We start from the raw sequence: 21,706 nt of genomic DNA on the forward strand, positions 1-21,706 counted from the left end.
AGTACGGCGTACCGCCGGCTCAGGCGCGCGCGGGGGTGCGGGTGCGCCAGAGGAGGTAGACGAAGTACGGGGCGCCGATCAAGGCGGTGAGTAGGCCGGCGGGGATCTGGGCGGGGGCCAGTACGGTCCGGCCCAGGCTGTCGGCGACGCTGACGAGGACCGCGCCGAGCAGCGCGGCGACCGGGAGCAGGCGCGCATGCCGCCCGCCTACCAAAGCCCGTGCCGCGTGCGGTGCGACCAGGCCGACGAAACCGACCACGCCGATGGCTGACACGGCCGCGGCCGTCATCAACGCGCAACCGACCAACGCGACCAACCGGGTCCGCTCGAGCCGTACTCCGAGGATGCGCGGCACATCGTCGTCGAGGGACAGCAGGTCCAGCTCGCGCCGGGCCAGCACGATGACCGGCGTCAGCACCAGCAGCGCCGCGGCGACGGGGATGACCTGCGGCAGGGTCCGGCCGTAGGTGCTGCCGGACAGCCACGTCATCGCCAGGCTGATGTTCCACGGATCGGTATAGACGATGACGAAGGTGATGATCGCGGTCGTCGCCGACGAGACGCCGACCCCGATCAGCACCAGCCGGTCCGAACTGAGCCCACCCCTCCAGGAGACCAGGTAGACCAGCGCGAAGGCGGCCAAAGCGGCGGCCGCGGCGACGCCGGACAGCAGCCAGATACTCGCGGCCGGCACCACCATGAGCGTGATGACCGCACCGACGCCTGCACCGCCGGTGATGCCGAGAATGCCCGGCTCCGCCAGCGGATTGCGGCAGACGGCCTGCACGGTGGCACCCGCGATCGCGAGCGCCGCGCCGCACAGCACGGCCGACAGGACCCGTGGGAAGCGCTGGTCGAGGACGTAGGTGATCGCCCGGCCGGAGCGGCCGTTGATCCAGTTCACGATGTCGCCGGTCCGCAGGAACGCGTCACCGGCCAGCATCGCGAACACCAGCGCGCCGACGAGCGCCACGATGAGCACGCCGATGACGATCCAGAAGGTCCGCAGGCTGCGCAGCCCCGAACTCGCTCCGGCGGCGGCCTGGCGGCTAGGCCCGGAGTCGCGGTATCGGCGGGCCAGCCAGACGAGCACGATCGCGCCGACGAGCATCGTCATGATGCCGGTCGGGATCTCCACCCCGGCCTGACCACCCAGCAGCGCCCGCAGGATCACGTCGGCGGCAAGCACCACGAGGATGCCGGCCAACCCCGACAGCGGCAGCAGCACCCGATGCCTCATCAGCCCGGGGACCAGCGGCGCGATCAGCCGGACGAGCACCGGCGCGACCAGCCCGACGAATCCCACCGGACCCGCCACGGTGACAGCCGCGGCCGACAGCAACACGGTGACGAGCGTGATCCAGACCCGGGTACGGCGGACCCGGACACCGAGCACCGCGGCGGTGTCGTCGCCCAGGGCAAGGATGTCCAGTTTGTCAGCCAGAAGCAACGATCCGATCAGGCCGAGGGCAACGATCGGGGCCATCTGCCCGGCCGCGTCCAGGTCTGTCTGGACCAGCGTGCCGCTCCCCCACGCGAAGGTGCCGATCGTCTCCTCGCGGTACAGCAGCAACAGCAAGGTGGTCACCCCGGCGAGCGCCATCGCGACCGCCGACCCGGCCAGGATCAACCGCGTCGGCCCGGACGTCCCACCCGCTGACAGACTCAACACCAGCACTGCGGCCGCGAGTCCGCCGAGGAAGGCGACTCCACCAGCAGGCAGCACCGGCAGCGGGATCCCGAAGGCCGCGACGACGACCACGGCCAGATACGCCCCAGCGTTCACGCCGAGCGTGTCGGGCGAGGCCAGCGGGTTCCGCGCGAGCGACTGGAGTCCGGCGCCGGCGACTCCGAGCGCGAGCCCGACGAGCATGCCGGCCAGCAGCCGAGGCAACCGCGACGCGACGAGCACGTTCGCCGAGTTGTCCGTTCCCTGGCCGACGATCAACCGCAGCAGGTCCCCGGCGTTCACCGAGGACGTGCCCTGGGTCAGGTGCACCGCGGCGAGCACGGCCACCGCGACCAGCGCGATGGCGAACACCCCGGCCACGCGGATCCGGCGTACCGGCTCCAGCGGGACCGAGGCAACGTCGGGCCGCGGTGCGGTCAGCTGGGTCAAGAGGTGACTGCCTGCACGGCGGCGTCGATGAACTGCTCGGTCGACTTCGGACCGCCGAACATCCAGATGCCGTCCGCCAACCGGTGCACGTTGCCGGCCTTCACGAACGGCAGATTCTTCCAGATCGCGTTCTTGGACAGGTCGCCGCCGAACACGTCACCGCCGTCGGTGGTGGAGGCGATGTAGAGGAAGTCGCCGTCCGGCAGCTTGGTCAGGCCCTCGATGTCGGTCTGCGCCAGGCCGTAGTCCTTGTCGCCGGCGCCGGTCCAGGAGTTCTTCAGCCCCAGCTCACCCGCGACGGCTCCGAGCAGCGAGCCGGTGGTGAACATCCGGATCGAGATCGTGCTGCCCTGCTTGTAGCCGTCGGCCATCGTGAACGCGCCACCCGCCTGGCCGGCGTCGGCGATCTTCTGCTTGCCGTCGGCAAGGGCCTTGTCGAAGTCGGCGAGCGCGGCCTTGGCCTGGTCGGACTTGCCGACCGCCCTGCCGATCAGCTCGAGGTTCGTCTTCATCTGCGGGATCGCGTTCGCCGCGTCCGCGCCGCGCACCACCAGCACCGGCGCGGCCTTCTCGAGCTGGGCGATCGTGCCGGCCGACTCGTCGGTGGTGACGATCACCAGATCGGGGTTCAGGGCAACGATCGCGTCGACGCTGGCCTCACCGCGGGTGCCGACGTCCTTGACCGACGGATCGAGCTTGGCCGCGGTCACCCAGGTGGTGTAGCCCTTGGTGTCCGCGACGCCCACCGGCATCACGCCGAGGGTGACCAGGTTCTCGACCACACCCCACTCCAGCCCGACCACCTTGGTGGCGGGAGCCCGCAGGTCGATCTTCTTGCTCCTGGCGTCGGTGACCGACACCGGCTGGCCGGCGGCCGAACTGTCCGCCTCGGGTGTGACGTTCTCGCTGCTTCCACAGGCGGTGAGCACTAGCGCCAGAGCAGCGGCGGCCAGGGCGGTGACTCGTCTCATCAGAACCTCAGGTGTTTTGAAGGGTGGGTCGTTGGGTGTGCTTGCCGATCGGCTGCGTGCTCAGCAGGCCGGTGGCGGGATCGGTGCCGACCTCGATCCGGATCCCGTAGGTCTCGGACAGCGCGTCGGCCTCGAGGACCTCGGCGGGCGTGCCGGTGGCGCGGATCCGCCCGCGATCCAGCAGCGCGATCCGGTCGGCCACCGCGGCGGCCTGGTTCAGGTCGTGCAGCACCACGCCGACGGCGACCTCGTGGTCGTCGGCGAGGTCGCGCATCAGGTCGAGGATCTCGATCTGGTAGCGCAGGTCGAGGAAGGTGGTCGGCTCGTCGAGCAGCAGCACGCCGGTGTCCTGGGCCAGACAGGTGGCTAGCCAGACACGTTGCAGTTCGCCGCCGGACAGTTCGTCGACGGCGCGTTCGGCCATCGCCGTGACGCCGGTGACATCCATCGCGTGGTTGATCGCCTGGTTGCCGTCCGGGTCGTCGTTCCGCCAGCGACCGCGGTACGGGTGGCGGCCGTAGCCGACGACGTCGCGGACGCTGACACCGTTCGGCGTCGGGCGGGACTGCGAGAGCAGCGTGACGCGCCGGGCGAAGTCCTTCGAGGACAGGTCGAGAGCGGACTGCCCGTCCGGGAAGGCGATCTCGCCGGACTCCGGCTTGTGCAGCCGGGCCAGGGCTCGCAGCAGTGTCGACTTGCCACTGCCGTTCGGCCCGACGAGCGCGGTGACACTGGCGGCCTCGATGCGCAGAGACGCGCCGTCAACCACCTGATGACCGTGATAACCGAGGTGTAGATCGACGCCGGCCAGCCCCACTGACTCTCGCATGGGCTGAAGGTTAGCCTCACCTAACCAAACTTGTCAGCTTCACGATCAGTACCTGGACGGTGACAGGTTCAGAGCGTTGCGGCGAGGCGGGTGCCCTGGTCGATAGCGCGTTTGGCGTCTAGTTCGGCGGCTCGGTCGGCGCCGCCGATCAGGTGGACGGAGACGCCTGCGGCGCGGAGGTCGTCGACGAGGTCGCGGACGGGTTCTTGGCCGGCGCAGATGACGACGGTGTCGACAGCGAGGGTGCGGGGCTTCTCGCGCTTCGGACCGAAGGTGAGGTGCAGGCCCTCGTCGTCGATGCGCTCGTAGTTCACCCCGCGCAACTGCTCGACCTGCTTGTTCTTCAGGGCCGCGCGATGCACCCAGCCGGTGGTCTTGCCGAGACCAGCGCCGATCTTGCCGGGCTTGCGCTGCAGCAGGAAGACCTGACGTGGCGACGGCTCGGGCCGCGGTTTCGTGAGCGCACCCGCCGCTTGCCGCGGATCCGTGACACCCCACTCCGCCTTCCAGGCCGCCAGGTCGAGGGTCGGCGAGTCAACCGTGGTCAGGAACTCGCTGACGTCGACCCCGATCCCGCCGGCGCCGACCACCGCCACCCGGGCCCCGACGGGCCGCCCGAAGCGCACGACATCGACGTACGAGAGGACCTTCTCATGGTCGATGCCGGGGATGGCCGGGATCCGCGGGACCACCCCGGTGGCGAGCACGACCTCGTCGAAACCGCGCAAGTCGTCGACGCTCGCGCGGCGGCCGAGGTGCACCTTGACGCCGGTGAGCTCGAGCCGGCGACCGTAGTACCGGATGGTCTCGGCGAACTCCTCCTTGCCGGGGATCCGCCGGGCGATGCCGAACTGCCCGCCGATCTCGTCGTCCGCCTCGAACAGCTCGACCTGGTGCCCCCGCTCGGCCGCGGTGACCGCCGCCGAGAGTCCGGTCGGCCCGGCGCCCACAACCGCGATCCTGCGCGTACGACGGGTCGGCAGCAGCACGAGCTCCGTCTCCCGGGCGGCCCGGGGATTCACCATGCAGCTGGCCTTGCGCTTGGCAAACACGTGATCCAGGCACGCCTGGTTGCAGGCGATGCAGACGTTGATCTCGTCGGCCCGGTCGGTGGTTGCCTTGAGCACCCAGTCGGGATCCGCCAGGAACGGCCGGGCCATGCTGATCAGGTCCGCATCACCCCGGGCCAGCACCTCCTCGCCGACCTGCGGCAGGTTGATCCGGTTCGAGGTGACCACCGGGATCCGCACCTGCGGACGGAACGCGGCCGTGATCGAGGTGAACGCCGCCCGCGGCACCGACGTGACGATGGTCGGCACCCGGGCCTCGTGCCAGCCGATCCCGGTGTTGATGATCGACGCGCCGGCCTGCTCGATCTCCTTGCCCAGCGCAACGACCTCGGCCCAGTCCTGGCCGCCTTCGACCAGGTCCGCCATCGAGAGCCGGTAGATGATCAGGAAGTCCGGGCCGACGCGTTGCCGGATGCCCCGGACGATCTCGACCGCGAGGCGGCGCCGGTTCTCCGCGCTGCCACCCCAGCGATCCTTGCGCTTGTTCGTCCGCTCGGCCAGGAACTGGTTGATGAAGTACCCCTCGGACCCCATCACCTCGACGCCGTCGTAGCCGCCCTCGCGAGCCAGCGCGGCGCACTCGACGTACGCGTCGATCTGGCGGCGGACGCCACGGTCTGACAGCGCGCGTGGCTTGAACGGGTTGATCGGCGCCTTCAGTGCGGACGCCGAGACGCTGAACGGGTGGTACGCGTACCGCCCGGCGTGCAGGATCTGCAGCGCGATCAAACCGCCTTCCGCGTGCACGGCGTCGGTGACGACCCGGTGCTTGCGCGCCTGCCGGCGGCTGGTCAGCCGGGAGCCGAAGGGCGTCAGCCAGCCGGTCCGGTTCGGGGCGTAGCCGCCGGTGACGATCAGGCCGACCCCACCGCGGGCCCGCTCGGCGAAGTACGCGGCGAGCTTCGGCAGGTCCTTCGCCCGGTCCTCGAGCCCGGTGTGCATCGAGCCCATGATCACCCGGTTCCGGAGGGTGACGTGGCCGAGGTCCAGCGGTGCCAGCAGGTGCGGGTACCCCGTCATCGGGTGCGCTCCGATCGCGATGCCTTCGAGGAGGGCTTGGTCGATGGGGACAGAGCTTGGAGGACCTCGTCGCACCAGGCCACGAAGGACTCCTCCGCGCGGATACCGCCGCGCAGGACGAGGTACTGGTGGAGTTCCCGGCCGGCGAGCTTGCTCGGCTTGGCGAAGTCGCGGCGCTCTATGCCGCGGTAGACCTCGAGCCGGACCGAGTGCTCGCCGCGGTGCCGCTCCACCTCACGGAGTACGGCGTCGGTGTCGCCGAGGGAGGCGCCGCGGAGCTTCACGCCCAGGCCGTCGCGGAGCACGGCGGGCTCGACCGGCTCGGCGAGCCAGCGGACCAACTCGTCGCGGCCGGCGTCGGAGACCTCGTAGACCTTCTTGTCCGGCCTGCCGTCCTGCGCCACCTCGGTGTGGGTGACCCAGCCGGCGTCGTCCATCCGGCGCAGTACCCGGTAGATCTGCTGGTGGGTCGCAGGCCAGAAGTACCCGATCGACCGGTCGAACCGCCGGGCAAGCTCGTAACCGGAGCCGGTCCGTTCGGTGAGCGAGACGAGGATCGCGTGCTCGAGGGCCATGACGCCGAGGCTACCTATGCAACGAGTTGCACTGCACCTGATTGCAAGCAGCGTCACACTGAAGACGTTTGCGAGGTAGGGAAGAATGTTGCAGACGCCATCTATCGCGGGAACGGACGAACCATGGACCAGCAGGCTCACCCGACCAGGACCACGCTGCCGGGCATCGGCGTCCGGTACGACCTGACCACCGACGGCGGCAAGCACGTCTCGGTGGTGGCGCACACCGACGGGCGGCGGTTCCTCGGTTTCCACGACCCCGATGACGACGACAACTGCCGCGCCTCGGTCCCGCTGACCCCGGCGGAGGCGTCCGCCCTGGGGCAACTGCTGACCCCGGCACCGATCGACCCGGTGCACAGCGACATCGAGATCGACCTGGTCACCGAGCAGATCCCGGTCACCGGCAGATCGCCGTACTCCGGCCGCACGCTCGGCGACACCCAGGTCCGCAGCCGGACCGGCGCGTCGATCGTCGCGGTATTGCGCCGCTCCGGCGCGGTGCCGTCGCCGGCGCCGGACTTCCGGTTCGCGATCGGCGACACCCTCGTGGTGGTCGGCACGCGCGAGGGCGTGGACGCCGCGGCAGATCTCATCACGGGAGGCTGAGATGCACGACACCACGGCCCTGCTCGTCGAGCTCGGCGCGGTTCTGCTTGCCCTCGGCATCCTCGGCCGGATCGCCTGGCGGTTCGGCTTCTCCCCGATCCCGCTCTACCTGCTGGCCGGCCTGGCCTTCGGGCACGGCGGCCTGCTGCCGTTGGCCGCCTCGGAGGAGTTCGTTGCCACCGGCGCCGAGATCGGCGTCATCCTGCTGCTCTTGCTGCTGGGACTGGAGTACACCGCCGCCGATCTGGTCGGCACGCTGAAGACGCAGTACGTGTCCGGGGTGGTCGACTTCCTGCTGAACGCGTTGCCCGGCGCGATCGCCGCGCTGCTGCTCGGCTGGGGACCGGTCGCGGCCGTGGCGCTGGCCGGCGTCACCTGGATCTCGTCGTCCGGCGTGATCGCGAAGGTGCTCGGCGACCTCGGCCGGCTGGGTAACCGGGAGACGCCGGTGATCCTCGGCATCCTGGTGCTCGAGGACCTGTCGATGGCGATCTACCTGCCGATCCTGACCACGTTGCTGGCGGGTGCCGGACTGGCCGGCGGCAGCATCACCGTGCTGGTCGCACTGGGCACCGTGAGCATCGTGCTGTTCGTCGCCCTGCGCTACGGGCGGTTGATCAGCCGCGCCGTCTCCTCGGACAGCCCGGAGATGTTGCTGCTTGTCGTACTGGGCATGACGCTGCTGGTCGCTGGCATCGCGCAGGAACTGCAGGTCTCCGCCGCGGTCGGCGCGTTCCTGGTCGGCATCGCCCTGTCCGGTGAGGTCGCGCACGGCGCCCGGAACCTGCTCAGCCCGCTGCGTGACCTGTTCGCCGCGGTGTTCTTCGTGTTCTTCGGGCTCAGCACCGATCCCGCGCAGATCCCGCCCGTGCTCGGCATCGCGCTCGCCCTCGCCGTCCTGACCGCCCTGACCAAGGTCGGCACCGGCTGGTACGCCGCCCGCCGCGCCGGCGTGGGTAAGGCGGGCCGTTGGCGCGCGGGTGGAACGCTGGTGGCGCGCGGCGAGTTCTCGATCGTGATCGCCGGCCTCGCGGTCGGGGTGGAACCACGCCTCGGCCCCCTGGCGACGGCGTACGTGCTGATCCTGGTCATCCTCGGCCCGCTCGCCGCCCGCTTCACCGAACCGATCGCCAAGAAGCTCACCGGTCTGCGCAGCAAGTCAACCTCCGCGTCGATCAGCGTGGGTGGTTAGCGCGCCGGTTCAAGGCGGCAAGGGTCACGGTCTGGTCGATCCGGCGCTGCCGGGTCTCGGGGCGCTTCGCGAGCGCGATCCACTCGAGGATGAGCCGCTTCGACGAGGGCGGGAACGCCTGGAAGTGCTTGGCCGCCGCCTCGCACCGGTCGAACTCGGCCTGCAGATCGGCGGGGATCACGCCGTTCTGCGCCTCGGCGAGGCAGTCCCAGGTGCCGGTCCGCCGTGCCAGGTCGATCAGTTCCTGACCCGGCTCCGCCATCAGGCCCTCGGCGAGCAGCCGCTCGACCCGGTCCCGGTTGACCTGGCTCCAGGTGCTGCGCGGGTTGCGCGGGGTGAAGGTCTGGTACGTGCTCTGCCCGTCGCGCCGGACCGTCTTGCTGTCGATCCACCCGAAGCACAGCGCGTGCTCGACCGCCTCGGCGAGATCGATGCCCTCGGCGCTGCCCTTGCGGTGGACGACCAGCCAGACCGACCGCTGGGTCCGCCCGTTCACCGCCAGCCACTCGCGCCACTCCTCGACGCTCGCCGGGTGGAACGCCTCGGCGTCGGTGACGACCTGCGGGGTCTTGACCAGGGTGCTCATCTCGCGCTGCCTTCCGTCGATCCGCTCGTTCTGAAAGACAGCATGCGCCCGATAAGTGCTCACCGATTGAGCACTTTCATCAGGAACTTCAGAAGAGCACGTCGGCGCGCTCGTGGTCGAGCAGCCGCTGCTTGCGGTCGAGGCCGCCGCCGTACCCCGTGAGGCTGCCGGTCGAGCCGACCACCCGGTGGCACGGGACGATGATGCTGACCGGGTTCTTGCCGTTCGCGAGCCCCACCGCCCGGGAGGCCCCTGGCACCAGACCGAGGGAGGCCGCGAACTCCCCGTACGTCGTGGTGTCGCCGTACGGGATGTCCTGCAGGGCGGTCCACACCCCCTGCTGGAACGGCGTACCGGTCAGGGCGAGTGGGACGTCGAAGGTGGTGCGCTCGCCGGCGAAGTACTCCTTCAACTGCTGCACGACCTCGGGCAGCACCGAGTCGTCTCGCACGCCGAACGTCTCGAGCGGCGGGCGGTGGCGGTGCTCCTCCATGTAGAGCCCGGCGAGCTCGCCCTGGTCCGTCGCGACCAGAGTGAGTTTGCCGAGCGGGCTGTCGATCACGGCGTATGTCATCGTCGTTCCCACTGCGCCCGGGTGATGCGGTAGAGCACATGCCGCTCCAGCCGGTGGCCGGGCTCCAGCTTCGGGTGGTCGAATTCGCCCACCTCGTCGTGCGTCATGCCGATGCGCTCCATCACCCGCTGGGACGGCTTGTTGGTGGTCGCCGTGAAGGAGACGATCTCCTCCAGCCCGGCCGGACCGAAGCCGTAGGACAGTGACGCGCGGGCCGCCTCGCTCGCATATCCGTTGCCCCAGGCATCCTTCGACAGACGCCAGCCGATCTCGACCGCCGGCATGAAGTGCGCCTCGAAGCTCGGCACCGACAGCCCGGTGAAGCCGATGAACCGGCCGGTGTCGAGCACCTCCAGCGCCCACAGCCCGAACCCACGCTCTTCGATGGACAGCTTGATCCGGTCGATCAGCCCGTCGCTGGCCTCCCGGGTCATCGGCGCCGGGAAGTGTTCCATCACGGCCGGGTCCGCGTTCATCGCCGCGAACGGCTCGTAGTCGCTGTCCTGCCACTGACGCAGCAGCAGGCGGTCGGTCTTCAGCTCGGTCATCTCACTCCGCGGAGGTCTCGGGGATCTTGTTGATGGCGTGGTCTCCGGTCGCCCAGAGATACTGCACCGCATAAGCACGCCAGGGACGCCAGGCCCGGGCATGCGCGATCAGCGCTTTCGGTGCCTCGGGCAACCCGAGATCGCGGGCCGCGTACCGGACGCCCAGATCGCTGGCCACGAAGGCGTCCGGGTCACCGAGCGCCCGCATCGCGATCGACTCGACGGTCCAGGGACCGATCCCGGGCAGGGCCGCGAGCTGCTCGCGCGCCTTGTCCCAGTCGCTGCCCGCGCCGAGGTCGATCTCGCCCGCCGCGAGCGTCGCGATCAACGTGGTCAGCGTCGTCCGCCGGGACTTCGGAAACGCGAGCGTCTCCGGGTCGAGCGCGGCGAGGGCATCCATCCGCGGGAACAGATGGGTCAACCCGCCACCCGCGTCCTCGATCGGATCGCCGTACGCCTGCACCAACCGGCTCGCGTGCGTCCGCGCCGCAGCCGTCGACACCTGCTGCCCGAGCACAGCCCGTACTGCGAACTCGGCGCCGTCCACGGTCCTCGGAACCCGGCGGCCCGGCGCCTTCTGGACCAGCGGTGCGAGCACCGGATCGGTCCGGAGCAGGTCGTCGACGGCGATCGGGTCCGCGTCGAGGTCGAGCATCCGGCGGCACCGGCTGATCGCGATCGAGAGGTCGCGCTGGTCCGTCAACGACAACTGACAGGCGATGTGGTCGGGCATCGGGCTGAGCGCGACCACGCCGTGCCCGTGCGGCAGTCGCAGGGTGCGGCGATACGCCCCGCCGCGCCACTCCTCGACCCCGGGCACACCGGTCGCGATGAGGTGGCCGAACAGGTTGTCCGGAGTCAGCGGCGCACGGAACGGCAACCGCAGGGAGATCGTGCCGGCAGCGGTCGACCGGGTGCCGCGCTTGACCCGGCTGCGCAGCTCGGTCGGCGACAGTGCGAACACCTCCTGCACGGTCTCGTTGAAGGTCCGCACGCTCGAGAACCCGGCTGCGAAGGCGACGTCGGCCATCTGCAGCGAACTCGTCTCGATCAGCAGCCGAGCCGTCTGGGCCCGCTGAGCCCGCGCCAGGGCGAGCGGACCCGCGCCCAACTCCGCCTGGAGCTGCCGCTGCACCTGGCGAACGCTGTACCCCAGCTGGGTCGCCAGCCCCGGTACGCCGTCGCGGTCGACCACGCCGTCGCCGATCAACCGCATCGCGCGGGCGACCAGGTCGGCGCGGTCGTTCCACTCCGGTGATCCGGGGCTCGCGTCCGGCCGGCAGCGCTTGCAGGCTCGGAACCCGGCCTGCTGAGCGGCGGCCGCGCTCGGGTAGAAGCGCATGTTCTCGACCTTGGGCGGCACCACCGGGCAGCTCGGCCGGCAGTAGATCCGGGTGGTCAGGACCGCGGTGAAGAACCAGCCGTCGAACCGGGCGTCCTTCGACTGGACCGCACGGACGCAACGCTCGACGCATTCATACACGTCGCCCAGCATCCCCGGCCGCGCCGACACTTTCTAGCGGTTTTACGCCATCGAGGTGGGCGACCCGGCAGCGGAAATGCGACGGGAGGATCCGGGGTCGCATTTCCGCCAGCTTCCGGTCCGCCCGGCCGCTGGACTGGAGGAACCCGAATCCCTGCAGCACAACAAGACTGCGACACAACGAGAAAGTGACACTCAAGACGATGACTGAACTCACCGGCAAGCTGGCCCTCGTCACCGGCGGGAGCCGCGGGATCGGCGCCGCGACCGCGATCGCCCTCGCCGACCGTGGCGCCGACGTGGCCCTCACCTACAACAGTTCCCCGGACGAAGCAGCGGCCGTGGTCAAGCAGATCGAGGCGCTCGGACGCCGCGGGTTCGCGCTCGAGGCAGATGCCGCCGACGCCGCCGCCGTGACCGCCACGGTCACCCGCGCGGTCGACGTACTCGGTGGGCTCGACATCTTCGTCAACAACGCGGGCGTCGGGGCGATGGGGCTGATCACCGACGTCGCCCTCGAGGATCTGGACCGCGTGCTCGCGGTCAACGTCCGCGGCGTGTACGTCGCCGCGCAGGCCGCCGCGGCGCGGTTGTCCGACGGTGGCCGGATGATCCACCTCGGCAGTTGCATCGCGGAGCGCAACGCCGGCCCGGGCATGACGCTGTACGCGATGAGCAAGTCCGCCCTGGTCGGCCTGAACAAGGGCCTCGCCCGCGACCTGGGCAGCCGCCGGATCACCTCGAACGTCGTCCAGCCGGGTCCGACGGACACGTCCATGAATCCGGCCGACGGTCCGATGGCGGCCGCGCAGCGGGCCTTCCTCGCACTCGACCGCTTCGGCACCGTCGACGACGTGGCCGCGGCGGTCGTCTACCTGGCCGGTCCGGGCGGCGGTTACGTCACCGGCACCGAACTCACGGTCGACGGCGGCCATGCGGCGTGACGGCAGCTCGAGAAGTCTGACGGCCGCCGAGCAATCTGCCGGCTGCTGAGCAAGCTGACGATTGCGGAGGAATTTGTCGGCGCGGCTGAGTAGCTTGGGGTTGTGCGTTACTCGGTCACATTCGGAGCAGTGGGGCCAGGCCGCGATCCACGCGGTCTGGCCCAGCTCGCCCGGCTGGCCGAGGACTCCGGTTGGGACGCCGTCTTCCTGGAGGACTATCTCGTCTACCAGGGCGAGACCGCGTTGCCCACCTACGACCCCTGGATCTGCCTCGCCGCGATGGCCTGCGCGACGACCAGGATCAGACTCGGTACGACGGTGACGCCGGTGCCGAGGCGGAGACCCTGGAAGCTGGCGGCCGAGGCGGTCGCGCTGGATCACCTGTCGGGTGGTCGCTTCATCCTCGGCGTCGGGATCGGCGACCCGGGTGATCCCTTCCTGGCCGGCGTCGGCGGGCCGACGCAGCCCCGCGTGCTCGCCGAGATGCTGGACGAGTCGCTGGAGATCATCACCTCCCTGTGGACGGGTGCCCCCGTCACCTTCAACGGCAAGCACTACGCCCTCGACGGGGTGCAGTTGACGGCCCGGCCGGTGCAGCAGCCGCGGATCCCGATCTGGGTCGGCGGCAACTTCCTGGTGCCCGCGGTGCGTCGCCGGATCCTGCGCTGGGACGGGTCCTGCGCCTACAAGGGCAGCACCGATGCACCACAGCAGACAACGCCCCAGGATGTCCACGACCTGCTGGCCGAACACTGGACCAACGACCGGACGCACTTCGACGTCAAGGTCAGCGGAGGCGATCCGATCGCCTTCGCCGAAGCCGGCGCGACGTGGTGGGGCCGCTGGATCCCGCCCGGTCCGGTCGCCGACGCCGAGGCGATCCTCCGGGCCGGACCACCTCGCCTGCCCTGACTTTCCAAGCCACCCAGACCGTTGACACGGACGGGGTGGTGAGGTGAGACTGCGAGAGCGTTTTAACGTTCAAACCGGCTGGGGTGACCCGGGTTGAGGAGGTCGGTATGGCAACGCTGAAGCAGGTCGCCGCGCATGCAGAGGTCTCCGTCCAGACTGTCTCGAACGCCCTGAACGCCCCGCACCGGCTGCGCCCGGACACCCTGCAGCGGGTCACCCGGTCGATCGAACTGCTCAACTACCGGCCCAATCGTAACGCCCGGAGCCTGCGGACCAGCGCGGTCGAGCTGATCGGGTACTGCGTGCCCAGCTGGCCGGACGGTCAGGCGCACCTGGTGATGGACCAGTTCCTGCACGCCCTTTGCACCGCGGCCGAGACCAGCGGCCGGCACATCCTCCTCTTCACCGCCCCCACCGGCGTCGACGGCATGCCCGTGTACGACGACCTGCACGCGCGGCGACTCGTCGACGGATTCGTGCTCTCGCAGACGGAGACCCACGATCCGCGGCACGGCTGGCTGAAGGAGCAGCAGATCCCGTTCGTCTCGTTCGGGCGGGTGTGGAAGGAGAGCACCCAGCCGGGTCCGTGGGTCGACGTGGACGGCGCGGCCGGTTGCGCCGCGGCGGTCCGGCACCTGCACGAGACCGGCCGGCGGCGGATCGGATTCCTCAGCTGGCCGAAGAGCTCGGGCCTGGCCGAGGACCGGCTGAGCGGCTGGCGCACCGCGTGCCGCGAGCTCGGCCTGCCGCACGACGCCAAGCTGGCGGTGCGTTGTCCCGAGGACACCATCGACGCCGGCGCGCGGGCGACCGCCGAACTGCTCGACGCGGACCAGCCGGTCGACGCGATTGTTGCCATCAGCGACATTCTCGCGCTGGGCGCGCTCCGTGAGCTGAACCGACGCGGCCTGCGAGCCGGCATCGACCTCGGCATCACCGGGTTCGACGACTCCCCGCTGGCCTCGGTGGTCTCCCCCGCGCTGACCAGCGTCCGCCAGCCGATGGACCAGATCGCCACCGAACTCATCGACATCCTGACCGGGCCCGCCACCGACGCCACCGGCAACGGCGACGCGCGGCCGTCCACCGAACGACTCCTAGAACCCGAACTACTGATCAGGGGCAGCTCAGGCCCAGGCTGACACAGGTGGTGCGCCCCGCACCGCCAGAAGGAGGTATCCCGCCATGACACCCCGCCCTGTCGGACGAACTATCAGGCGCTCCGCCGGACCCGCCGGTCTCCTCGCCGCGGCAACGGTGCTCGCTCTCACCAGCGCCGGACTCCCGGCCACCGCCGGTCCACCTGCCGCCGCAACACCAGGCACAGTAAGAGACGCCGCACAGGCGAGCGCAGTACAGGCCGGATCGCAGTCCGGCGGTAGTGAGTTGTCGGAGACGACACGGCTGGCCGATCGCAGGTCGTTGGTGGTCGGCGACCGGGCCTACGCGATGGGCGACGAGACCGGTCTCTACCCCGCCACCGGCTGGCACATCCGCGGCGAGATGGGTGGGTTCTGGACCCAGCCGCTGAAACTGCTCGACGGCATCTGGTTCGGCCTGGACGGCGCCTGGCTCGGCCAGGACGTCGCCGCGGCCAAGTACACCAGCGGGCACGGCTACCAGCGAATCGACTACGGCGGCAACGTGAGTGTCGCTCGCACGGACTTCGTCCCCGACGGTGTCCGGGCCACCCTCGTCGGCTTGACCCTGAAGTCCAGCACGGCCAAGACGGTCAAGCTCGACGTCGACGCGCACTCCGAACTGATGGCGTCCTACCCGTGGGGCTGGACGGCGCCGAACGCGGGTGAGATGAACCTGCCCGACACCGGCTCGTACGCCGACGGGACGCTGCAGTTCCGTGAGCAGGACACGCCGCCGATCACGAACGCCGCGCCGCACGACTACACCGCACTCGTCGGGTCGTCCCTGCGTCCGACGGGTCACGCGCTCGGCGCCAACCACCGCGGCCCGCAGGACCCGGCGGTCGTCTGCCCGGCCGACGGTACTCCGCCCGCGCACTGCGACGACTCCGTCTTCGGCAAGGGCACCGGCGGGCGGCTGACCTATTCGGTCGACGTCAAGCCGGGCAAGCCGACCACCGTGTGGTTCGCGGTCGCCGGATCGGACGACAGCCCGGCGGCGGCGCAGCGCGAGTACAAGAAAGCCATCGGCAACCCGGAGAAGTTGCTGAAGGCAAAGAGCCGCGACCGGGCGGCGATCGACGCGATGACCTCGGTGGACCTGCCTGGTGACCGGCTGCTGCAGCAGAGCGTCGAGTGGAGCAAGCAGAACCTCGCGGACTCCGTGCAGGAGGCGCGCAACCTGCAGATCCGCGACGTCAACGAGGGCAAGTCGTACCCGGCACCCGTCGGCACGGTCGACGTAGCCCGCTGGTTCGGCGCCGGCTTCCCGGACTACCCGTGGCTGTTCGCCACCGACGGCGAGTACACCTCGTACGCCGCGGTCGCGGCCGGGCAGTTCGACACAGCGAAGCAGCATCTGCGGGCGCTCCGCGACGTCAGCGACCTGCTCAACAACCGCAGCGGCAAGGTGGCCCACGAGGTGACCCCGACCGGCGACGTGTACTTCGGGTCGAACACCAGCGCGGGCAACACCGACGAGACGGTCAAGTTCCCGAGCATCGTGGCACTGCTGTGGCGGTGGACCGGCGACAACCGGTTCCGCGACGAGCTGTACGACTTCAGCGTGCGCAACCTGCAGTACGTCTACCGCGAGCTCGACAAGGACAACGACGGCTGGCTCGAGGGACTCGCGAACGTCGAGCGCAGCGGCATGGGCGTCGAGAAGCTCGACAGCACCGTGTACCTCGCCCGCGGTCTGCGGGACCTGGCCGACCTGGCCGCGTCACGTCACGACCAGACGATCCAGCAGTGGGCGACGACCAAGGCCGACGACCTCGAGAAGCGGTTCGAGACGCAGTGGTGGATGGACCAGGCCTTCGGGTACGCCGACTCGATCGACGATCCGGCGAACCCCGCCAACGACAACACGCCGATCTTCCAGCGGCACTGGACCGGCGTCACGCCGATGGAGGCCGAGCTGGTGCGACCCGGCAAGCCGACCTCTCCGCTGGCCTCGCCGGAGCACGCGGCGATCGCGCTGGACCAGCGCGAGAAGCCTTGCTACACAGGCGAATTCGGGCTCTTCCATACCGGCACCGGCCCGACCGCCGACCCGGGTGGCAACCCCGGCGCGTCCTGCGACACAGTCGTCTCCGGAGTCAAGAGCGAGCGCGCGATCTTCTCGCTGAACACCTCGATCATGGCCGTTGCTGAGGGCAACTTCGGTCGGCTGGGCGAGAACCAGCAGCAGGTGTACACCACCGGCAACGCCCGGATCCAGCTCGACCCGGACGTCTGGGAGACCCCCGGCGCGATGCCGGAGATCGCCCCGTCGCCCGACTCGCCGGCGAACATCGGCCGGGCGTTCACCGACCGCTCGATGGCACTCCAGGCCTGGGGAACGTACGGCGTGCTGTGGCCGGTCGTGCACCAGCAACTGGGCGTCAGCCCGGACCTCGGGCACGGCCGGGTGGCGATCGTGCCGCAGGTCCCGGGTGGTCAGCAGAAGGTGGCCGGCAGCAATATCCGGCTCGGTCGCGGCTCGGTCGATGTCACCGCACGCCTTGCAAACAAGGAGATCCGGACCGATGTGCGGATCAAGGGGCTCGGAGCAACCGTCACGATCGGCGCCGTGTTGCCGGCCGGCGCGAAGGTCCGCGCGGTATCACTCGACGGCCGCGCCACGCAGTACAAGCTGGTGACGACGGCTCGCGGGACGGAGGTGCAGGTGGCGGCGCATGGCAAGACGTCGTCGCTGCGGATCACGCTGCGGTGAGGCTGTCGTCCCGCTGAGTCAGTGATCAAACGATCGACCGGTGCACAGGGCTCCTGTGCACCGGTCGTTGCCGTCTGGGCGGACTTCGCCGGAAAGTCCTGGAAAACCTTGGAAAATCAGAAAAGCCGGCAATCCGGAAAGCACCGTGGACCCCTCCGAGTATGAGTCGGAGGGGTCCACACAGCTGAAGGAAGGTGACGTCTCCAGCTTCCCGAACCGGATCCGAAGGGCCGGCAGACCCCGTCACCGGTCTACCTCGGTGGGGATCCCCACCGCTAGGGTCCTCGGTTTTCCGTCCGACCCGCCGCCCCCGAGAGAGCGGCGTGTCGACATTTCTACCTCTGCTGCCGAGCGCGCACAAGCCTTTCTCACCAACAGGTTCCGGCAATTCGCGAGCTTCAGCGTGTCATCCACAGTGAGTGCGCGACCATCCACAGAAAGAGCCGAGGTTATGCACACCCCCTGTGTATAACACCGCTCATATGTGCACTACTCGGCCTCACTCCCAGCGGAAGAATCTTGCCGCCAGCCCGATGCAGCCGACCGTCACGACGAGCATCGCGACGAGGTGGGTGAGACCTGGCCGGCTACCCGCCCACGCGTCCTGCATGCTGGTCATGCCGGCACCCATCGGGGTGATGTCGCGCAGCCAGCGGATCGACTCGGGCATCAGATCACCGGGCGTCCAGACGCCGGCGAAGAACATGCTCGGGAAGAACAGGATGTTGCCGACGATGCTCGCGCCCTTGGCGGTCGACACCAGCCCGGCGATCAGTACTCCGATCGACAACTGCGCGACGCAGTAGAGCAGGGCCGCGAGGGCGAACGGCAGCGGCGAGCTCGGCAGGTGCGCGTCGAAGACCAGCGTGCCGACGCCCAGGATCAGCGCGATCACCACCACGGCGGCGGCCAGGTGGAGCAGCAGTTGCGCAATCAAAAGCTTGACCGGACGGACCGGCGTGGTGGACATCCGCCGCAGCACTCCCTTCTCGCGGTAGCCCGCGAGCAGCATCGGCAGGGTCGCCATCCCGAGGATGCCGACGCCGATACCGATCGCCATCGTCGGCAGGAAGCTCACCGGGACGCCGTCGGACCCGTCGTTGCCGAGCAGCGAGAAGATCGTCAGCAGACCGAGCGGCAGGACGAACACGAAGAACAGCCCGGCCCACTCACGCAGGAACAGCTTGCTCTCGATCCGGGTCAGGGTCAGGGTCTGGCTCATCGCTCCGCTCCTTCGAAGTTGCGGCCCGCCAACGCGAGGAACGCGTCGTCGAGGGTGGTCTGTTCGGTGTGCAGGCCGACCGGCGCGAGACCGCGGCCGGACAGTTCGGTGACGACGGCGACCAGTAGGTCGTCGTTGCCGGTGACAACCATCCGGTCGCCCTCACGCTGGACGGAGTTGACCGCCGGCAGCGCCTTCAGGATCGCGTCGTCCAGCTCACCGGGGACGCGGAAGGTGATCCGCTGCTCCGACCGCGCCGCCTCGACCAGGCCGGCCGGAGTGTCCAGCGCGACCACCCGGCCGGCGTCGATGATGGCGATCCGGTCGCAGAGGTACTCGGCCTCCTCCATGAAGTGCGTGACCAGGATGATCGTGACGCCGGAGTCCCGGATCTGCTTGACCAGTTCCCAGGTGTCGCGGCGTGCCTGCGGGTCGAGCCCGGTGGTGAGCTCGTCGAGGATGGCGATCTTCGGGTTGCCGATCAGCGCCAGGGCGATCGACAGCCGCTGCTTCTGACCACCGGACAGCTTGGCGAACGCGGTGTTGCGCACCTTGGTGAGTCCGAGCCGCTCGAGCAGGTCGGCGGGATCGGCCGGTGACGGGTAGAACGACGCGTACAGCTCGAGCGCCTCCCAGGCCTTGAGCCGGTCCGGCAGTTCACTCGCCTGCAACTGGACGCCGATCAGCGAGGTGATCTCGGTGCGGTGCTTGCGCGGGTCCAGGCCGTCAACCCGGACCGTGCCGCCGTCCGGAGTACGGAGACCGGCTATCGACTCGACGGTGGTGGTCTTGCCGGCGCCGTTCGGGCCGAGGATGCCGAAGATCTCGCCCGGGTGGACGGTCAGCGAGACATCCTCGACGGCGACGGTCGCGCCGTACGTCTTGCGCAGGTCGGTGACGACGACGAGGTCGTTTTCGGGCATGTTTTCGGGCATGTTTTCGGGCATGGCAGAGCCTCCCTAGGTACTGCGGGGTGTGGTTTGGAGGTGGAGGCTCAGCCCTTGGCGGGTTTGAGTCCCATCGAACGGAGCATCAGGTAGCCGAAGTAGAGGCCGAGGGCGCTCACCGCGAGCACTCCCGGGACCCCGATGGCCAGCGGCGGACGGTGGTAGCCGGTGTTGCGGAGCGCCTCGGCGATCCACTGGGCGACGAGCAGGAACTCCGCGGCGGCAGCCGGCAGCACGCCGAGCGGCAGCAGCGCGAGACCCTTCCAGAAACCGAACCGGTAGAAGCCGATGCCGATCATCCAGCCGGCGGCTTCGTGCGCGAGCACGAGCAGGAAGAACTCGGTGAAGATGAGCCCGACCTGCGACGTGCTGGTGAACAGATGTGGGTTGGCGAGCGTCTGGGTCAGCCCGGCCCAGTCGTAGATCACGTGCTCCACCTGGTAGGCGAGCACCCAGATCAGCGCGGTGGAGACCGCCGCGCCGACCAGGAAGATGCCGGCGGCAACGGCGAACATCCGCCGGGTGATCCCGTGCGAGACCATCAGTGCGAACAGCGCCGGCGTGACGGTGATGCCGATCGCCGCCGAGAAGTACTTCGGTGACTGGGTGCCGTAGTCCCACATGCTGTGGTCGATCCCGTTGCCGAGGAACTGCACCACCAGGCCGCCGAGCAGGAACGTCGCCAGCATCACGAGCCAGTAGCCGACGATGATCGGCCGCACTCCGACGATGAAGGTCTGCAGCACCCGGCGCAGCCGCAGTCCTGCTGTCACGGTGCCCGGAAGGGTCGCGGCGGCGCTCATCGGTTGCTCTCCTTCGCAGACTTCGAGCCGGTCAGATGGACGAACAGTTCCTGCAGGCCGACCGGACCGATCTCGAGGCCGGCCGAACGGGCCTTGGTGAGCAGGGTGTCGTCGAGGTCGCCGAGCACGGTGGTCGACTTCGTCCCGCCGAGCCGCTGCTCGGCGAGTACGGCGAGGTCCGCGGTCAGCTCGTCCACCAGCGCGGCGGGTCCGGCGATCGAGGCACCGCGGCCGCGCAACGAGTCGACCGGCGCCTGGGTCACCAGCCTGCCCTCGTCGAGGATGATGACCTCCTCCAGCAGCGCGCTGACCTCGCTGACCAGGTGGGTGGAGAGCACGATCGTGCGCGGCACCTCCGCATAGTCGGCGAGCAACGCGTCGTAGAAGAGGTTCCGGGTCGGCACGTCCATACCCAGATAGGTCTCGTCGAAGATCGTCAGCGGTGCCCGGCTGGCCAGTCCCACCACGGCCCCGAGCGCGGACTTCTTGCCGCGGGACAGCTTCTGCACCCGCTTGCCGGTCGGTACTTCGAACTTGTCCAGCAGCTCGCCGGCCAGGTCCTCGCTCCAGTACGGCCGGAGCGCCGCGGCGAGCCCGAGCACCTGCTTGACCTGGGCGCTGCCGACCAGGTCACCAGACTCCCGGATCAGGCAGACCCGGCTCGTGACGATCGCGTCCTCGTACGGTTCCCTCGCGTCACCCAGGTCGCCGCCGTCGAGCAGCACCCGGCCGTCGTCAGCCTTGCGGAAGCCGGCCAGCGTCGCGGCGAACGTGCTCTTGCCGGAGCCGTTGCGCCCGAGCAGGCCGTGGATCTTGTCCGGTGCGAGCCGTAGGTCCAGCCCGTCCAGCGCCGGTACGCCGCTGAACCGGACCGTCAGGTTCTCGGTTCGCACTCCCAGCCCGGTCATGACGCACCTCCCTCTGCCTGTCCGGCGATCGCTTCCTTGGTTCCGGCCGGTTCTTCGGCGGCCGACTTCTCGATGTGGTGCACGACCTCTCGCAGCGGGACGCCGATCGCCCGGGCCTCGCGGATCATCGGGTCCACCACCTCGGCGAAGAACGAGTCGCGCCGTCCGGTCCGGAGCAGCTCCCGGGCGTTCGGGCTGACGAACATGCCGATGCCGCGCTTCTTGTAGAGCACGCCCTCGTCGACCAGCTGGGCGAAGCCCTTGGCCGCGGTGGCGGGGTTGATCCGGTAGAAAGTCGCGTACTGGTTCGTCGACATGACCTGCTCGTCCTCGGCGAGGGCACCCGTGACGATGTCGTTCTTGATCTGCTCCGCGATCTGGAGGTAGATCGGGCTGCGATCGTCGAACACCGTGGTCCCTCCTGGCTCGATTCCTGCTGGGCGGTGATGCGGTTCCGTGCTGAGGTTAGTTGGTTCGTAGGTTCATTACTTGACCAACGAACCGTAGCACCCAGAGGTCCCCGGCGGTCAAGCCCG

20 protein-coding genes are annotated in these 21,706 nt (G+C 69.5%); 6 read left to right on the forward strand and 14 right to left on the reverse strand.

Annotated features, from left to right (window positions below; genetic code table 11):
- Positions 1-19: 19 nt before the first annotated feature.
- The 5 genes from EV648_RS29315 to EV648_RS29335 form a co-directional block, all read right to left on the reverse strand.
- Positions 20-2,119 carry an iron ABC transporter permease gene (locus tag EV648_RS29315; protein ID WP_132298361.1) on the reverse strand — a complete coding sequence of 700 codons (2,100 nt, stop codon included), beginning with the start codon at positions 2,117-2,119 and terminating at the stop codon, positions 20-22.
- Positions 2,116-3,090, reverse strand: a complete 975-nt coding sequence (locus EV648_RS29320; RefSeq protein WP_132298362.1) for an ABC transporter substrate-binding protein — start codon at positions 3,088-3,090, stop codon at positions 2,116-2,118. The genes EV648_RS29315 and EV648_RS29320 overlap by 4 nt, the downstream gene beginning before the upstream one ends.
- A gap of 7 nt (positions 3,091-3,097) precedes the next feature.
- Positions 3,098-3,919 (reverse strand): ABC transporter ATP-binding protein, encoded by an 822-nt coding sequence (locus EV648_RS29325; protein ID WP_132298363.1) that lies wholly within the window; start codon positions 3,917-3,919, stop codon positions 3,098-3,100.
- A gap of 68 nt (positions 3,920-3,987) precedes the next feature.
- On the reverse strand, positions 3,988-6,009 hold the full coding sequence (locus EV648_RS29330; protein WP_132298364.1) for an NADPH-dependent 2,4-dienoyl-CoA reductase: 2,022 nt from the start codon (positions 6,007-6,009) through the stop codon (positions 3,988-3,990).
- Positions 6,006-6,584 (reverse strand): PadR family transcriptional regulator, encoded by a 579-nt coding sequence (locus tag EV648_RS29335; protein WP_132298365.1) that lies wholly within the window; start codon positions 6,582-6,584, stop codon positions 6,006-6,008. The genes EV648_RS29330 and EV648_RS29335 overlap by 4 nt, the downstream gene beginning before the upstream one ends.
- 123 nt (positions 6,585-6,707) lie before the next feature.
- Here EV648_RS29335 and EV648_RS29340 point away from each other — a divergent pair, with 123 nt between their 5' ends.
- Both EV648_RS29340 and EV648_RS29345 read left to right on the forward strand, forming a co-directional pair.
- Complete coding sequence (locus EV648_RS29340; RefSeq protein WP_132298366.1) at positions 6,708-7,193, forward strand: cation:proton antiporter regulatory subunit; 486 nt, start codon at positions 6,708-6,710, stop codon at positions 7,191-7,193.
- A gap of 1 nt (position 7,194) precedes the next feature.
- Positions 7,195-8,385, forward strand: a complete 1,191-nt coding sequence (locus EV648_RS29345) for a cation:proton antiporter (protein ID WP_132298367.1) — start codon at positions 7,195-7,197, stop codon at positions 8,383-8,385.
- On the opposite strand, the gene EV648_RS29350 is transcribed toward EV648_RS29345, so the two are convergent.
- Genes EV648_RS29350 through EV648_RS29365 form a run of 4 tightly spaced genes read right to left on the reverse strand, consistent with a single transcriptional unit; the run spans position 8,369 to position 11,606 of the window.
- On the reverse strand, positions 8,369-9,034 hold the full coding sequence (locus tag EV648_RS29350; protein ID WP_241995694.1) for a YdeI family protein: 666 nt from the start codon (positions 9,032-9,034) through the stop codon (positions 8,369-8,371). The two genes, EV648_RS29345 and EV648_RS29350, sit on opposite strands and share 17 nt — an antisense overlap.
- A gap of 25 nt (positions 9,035-9,059) precedes the next feature.
- The gene (locus EV648_RS29355; protein WP_132298368.1) at positions 9,060-9,545 is read right to left on the reverse strand and encodes a methylated-DNA--[protein]-cysteine S-methyltransferase; all 486 of its coding nucleotides are present in this window, start codon (positions 9,543-9,545) and stop codon (positions 9,060-9,062) included.
- Positions 9,542-10,093, reverse strand: coding sequence for a GNAT family N-acetyltransferase (locus EV648_RS29360; RefSeq protein WP_132298369.1), 552 nt, complete (start codon positions 10,091-10,093; stop codon positions 9,542-9,544). Before EV648_RS29360 ends, EV648_RS29355 begins: the two co-directional genes overlap by 4 nt.
- Position 10,094: 1 nt before the next feature.
- On the reverse strand, positions 10,095-11,606 hold the full coding sequence (locus EV648_RS29365; protein WP_370452752.1) for an AlkA N-terminal domain-containing protein: 1,512 nt from the start codon (positions 11,604-11,606) through the stop codon (positions 10,095-10,097).
- A 173-nt stretch (positions 11,607-11,779) separates the two neighbouring features.
- Here EV648_RS29365 and EV648_RS29370 point away from each other — a divergent pair, with 173 nt between their 5' ends.
- The 4 genes from EV648_RS29370 (at position 11,780) to EV648_RS29385 (ending at position 17,290) form a co-directional block, all read left to right on the forward strand.
- Complete coding sequence (locus EV648_RS29370; protein ID WP_132298370.1) at positions 11,780-12,520, forward strand: SDR family oxidoreductase; 741 nt, start codon at positions 11,780-11,782, stop codon at positions 12,518-12,520.
- A 129-nt stretch (positions 12,521-12,649) separates the two neighbouring features.
- Entirely contained in the window at positions 12,650-13,432 is a 783-nt protein-coding gene (locus tag EV648_RS29375; RefSeq protein WP_241995696.1) for an LLM class flavin-dependent oxidoreductase, read from the forward strand.
- A gap of 107 nt (positions 13,433-13,539) precedes the next feature.
- Positions 13,540-14,574, forward strand: coding sequence for a LacI family DNA-binding transcriptional regulator (locus EV648_RS29380; protein WP_132298372.1), 1,035 nt, complete (start codon positions 13,540-13,542; stop codon positions 14,572-14,574).
- Positions 14,575-14,617: 43 nt separating this feature from the next.
- Positions 14,618-17,290 carry a glycogen debranching protein gene (locus EV648_RS29385; protein WP_241995697.1) on the forward strand — a complete coding sequence of 891 codons (2,673 nt, stop codon included), beginning with the start codon at positions 14,618-14,620 and terminating at the stop codon, positions 17,288-17,290.
- A 499-nt stretch (positions 17,291-17,789) separates the two neighbouring features.
- On the opposite strand, the gene EV648_RS29390 is transcribed toward EV648_RS29385, so the two are convergent.
- The 5 genes from EV648_RS29390 to EV648_RS29410 form a co-directional block, all read right to left on the reverse strand.
- A complete protein-coding gene (locus tag EV648_RS29390; protein ID WP_132298373.1) occupies positions 17,790-18,512 on the reverse strand; it encodes an ABC transporter permease in 723 nt (240 codons plus the stop codon).
- Entirely contained in the window at positions 18,509-19,435 is a 927-nt protein-coding gene (locus EV648_RS29395) for an ABC transporter ATP-binding protein (RefSeq protein ID WP_132298374.1), read from the reverse strand. The genes EV648_RS29390 and EV648_RS29395 overlap by 4 nt, the downstream gene beginning before the upstream one ends.
- 71 nt (positions 19,436-19,506) lie before the next feature.
- Positions 19,507-20,262, reverse strand: a complete 756-nt coding sequence (locus EV648_RS29400; protein ID WP_132298375.1) for a hypothetical protein — start codon at positions 20,260-20,262, stop codon at positions 19,507-19,509.
- Entirely contained in the window at positions 20,259-21,170 is a 912-nt protein-coding gene (locus EV648_RS29405) for an ATP-binding cassette domain-containing protein (RefSeq protein WP_132298376.1), read from the reverse strand. The genes EV648_RS29400 and EV648_RS29405 overlap by 4 nt, the downstream gene beginning before the upstream one ends.
- Positions 21,167-21,580, reverse strand: coding sequence for a GntR family transcriptional regulator (locus EV648_RS29410; RefSeq protein WP_132298377.1), 414 nt, complete (start codon positions 21,578-21,580; stop codon positions 21,167-21,169). The genes EV648_RS29405 and EV648_RS29410 overlap by 4 nt, the downstream gene beginning before the upstream one ends.
- Positions 21,581-21,706: the final 126 nt, after the last annotated feature.

It is taken from the genome of Kribbella sp. VKM Ac-2568, assembly GCF_004345365.1.
GTDB lineage: Bacteria > Actinomycetota > Actinomycetes > Propionibacteriales > Kribbellaceae > Kribbella > Kribbella orskensis.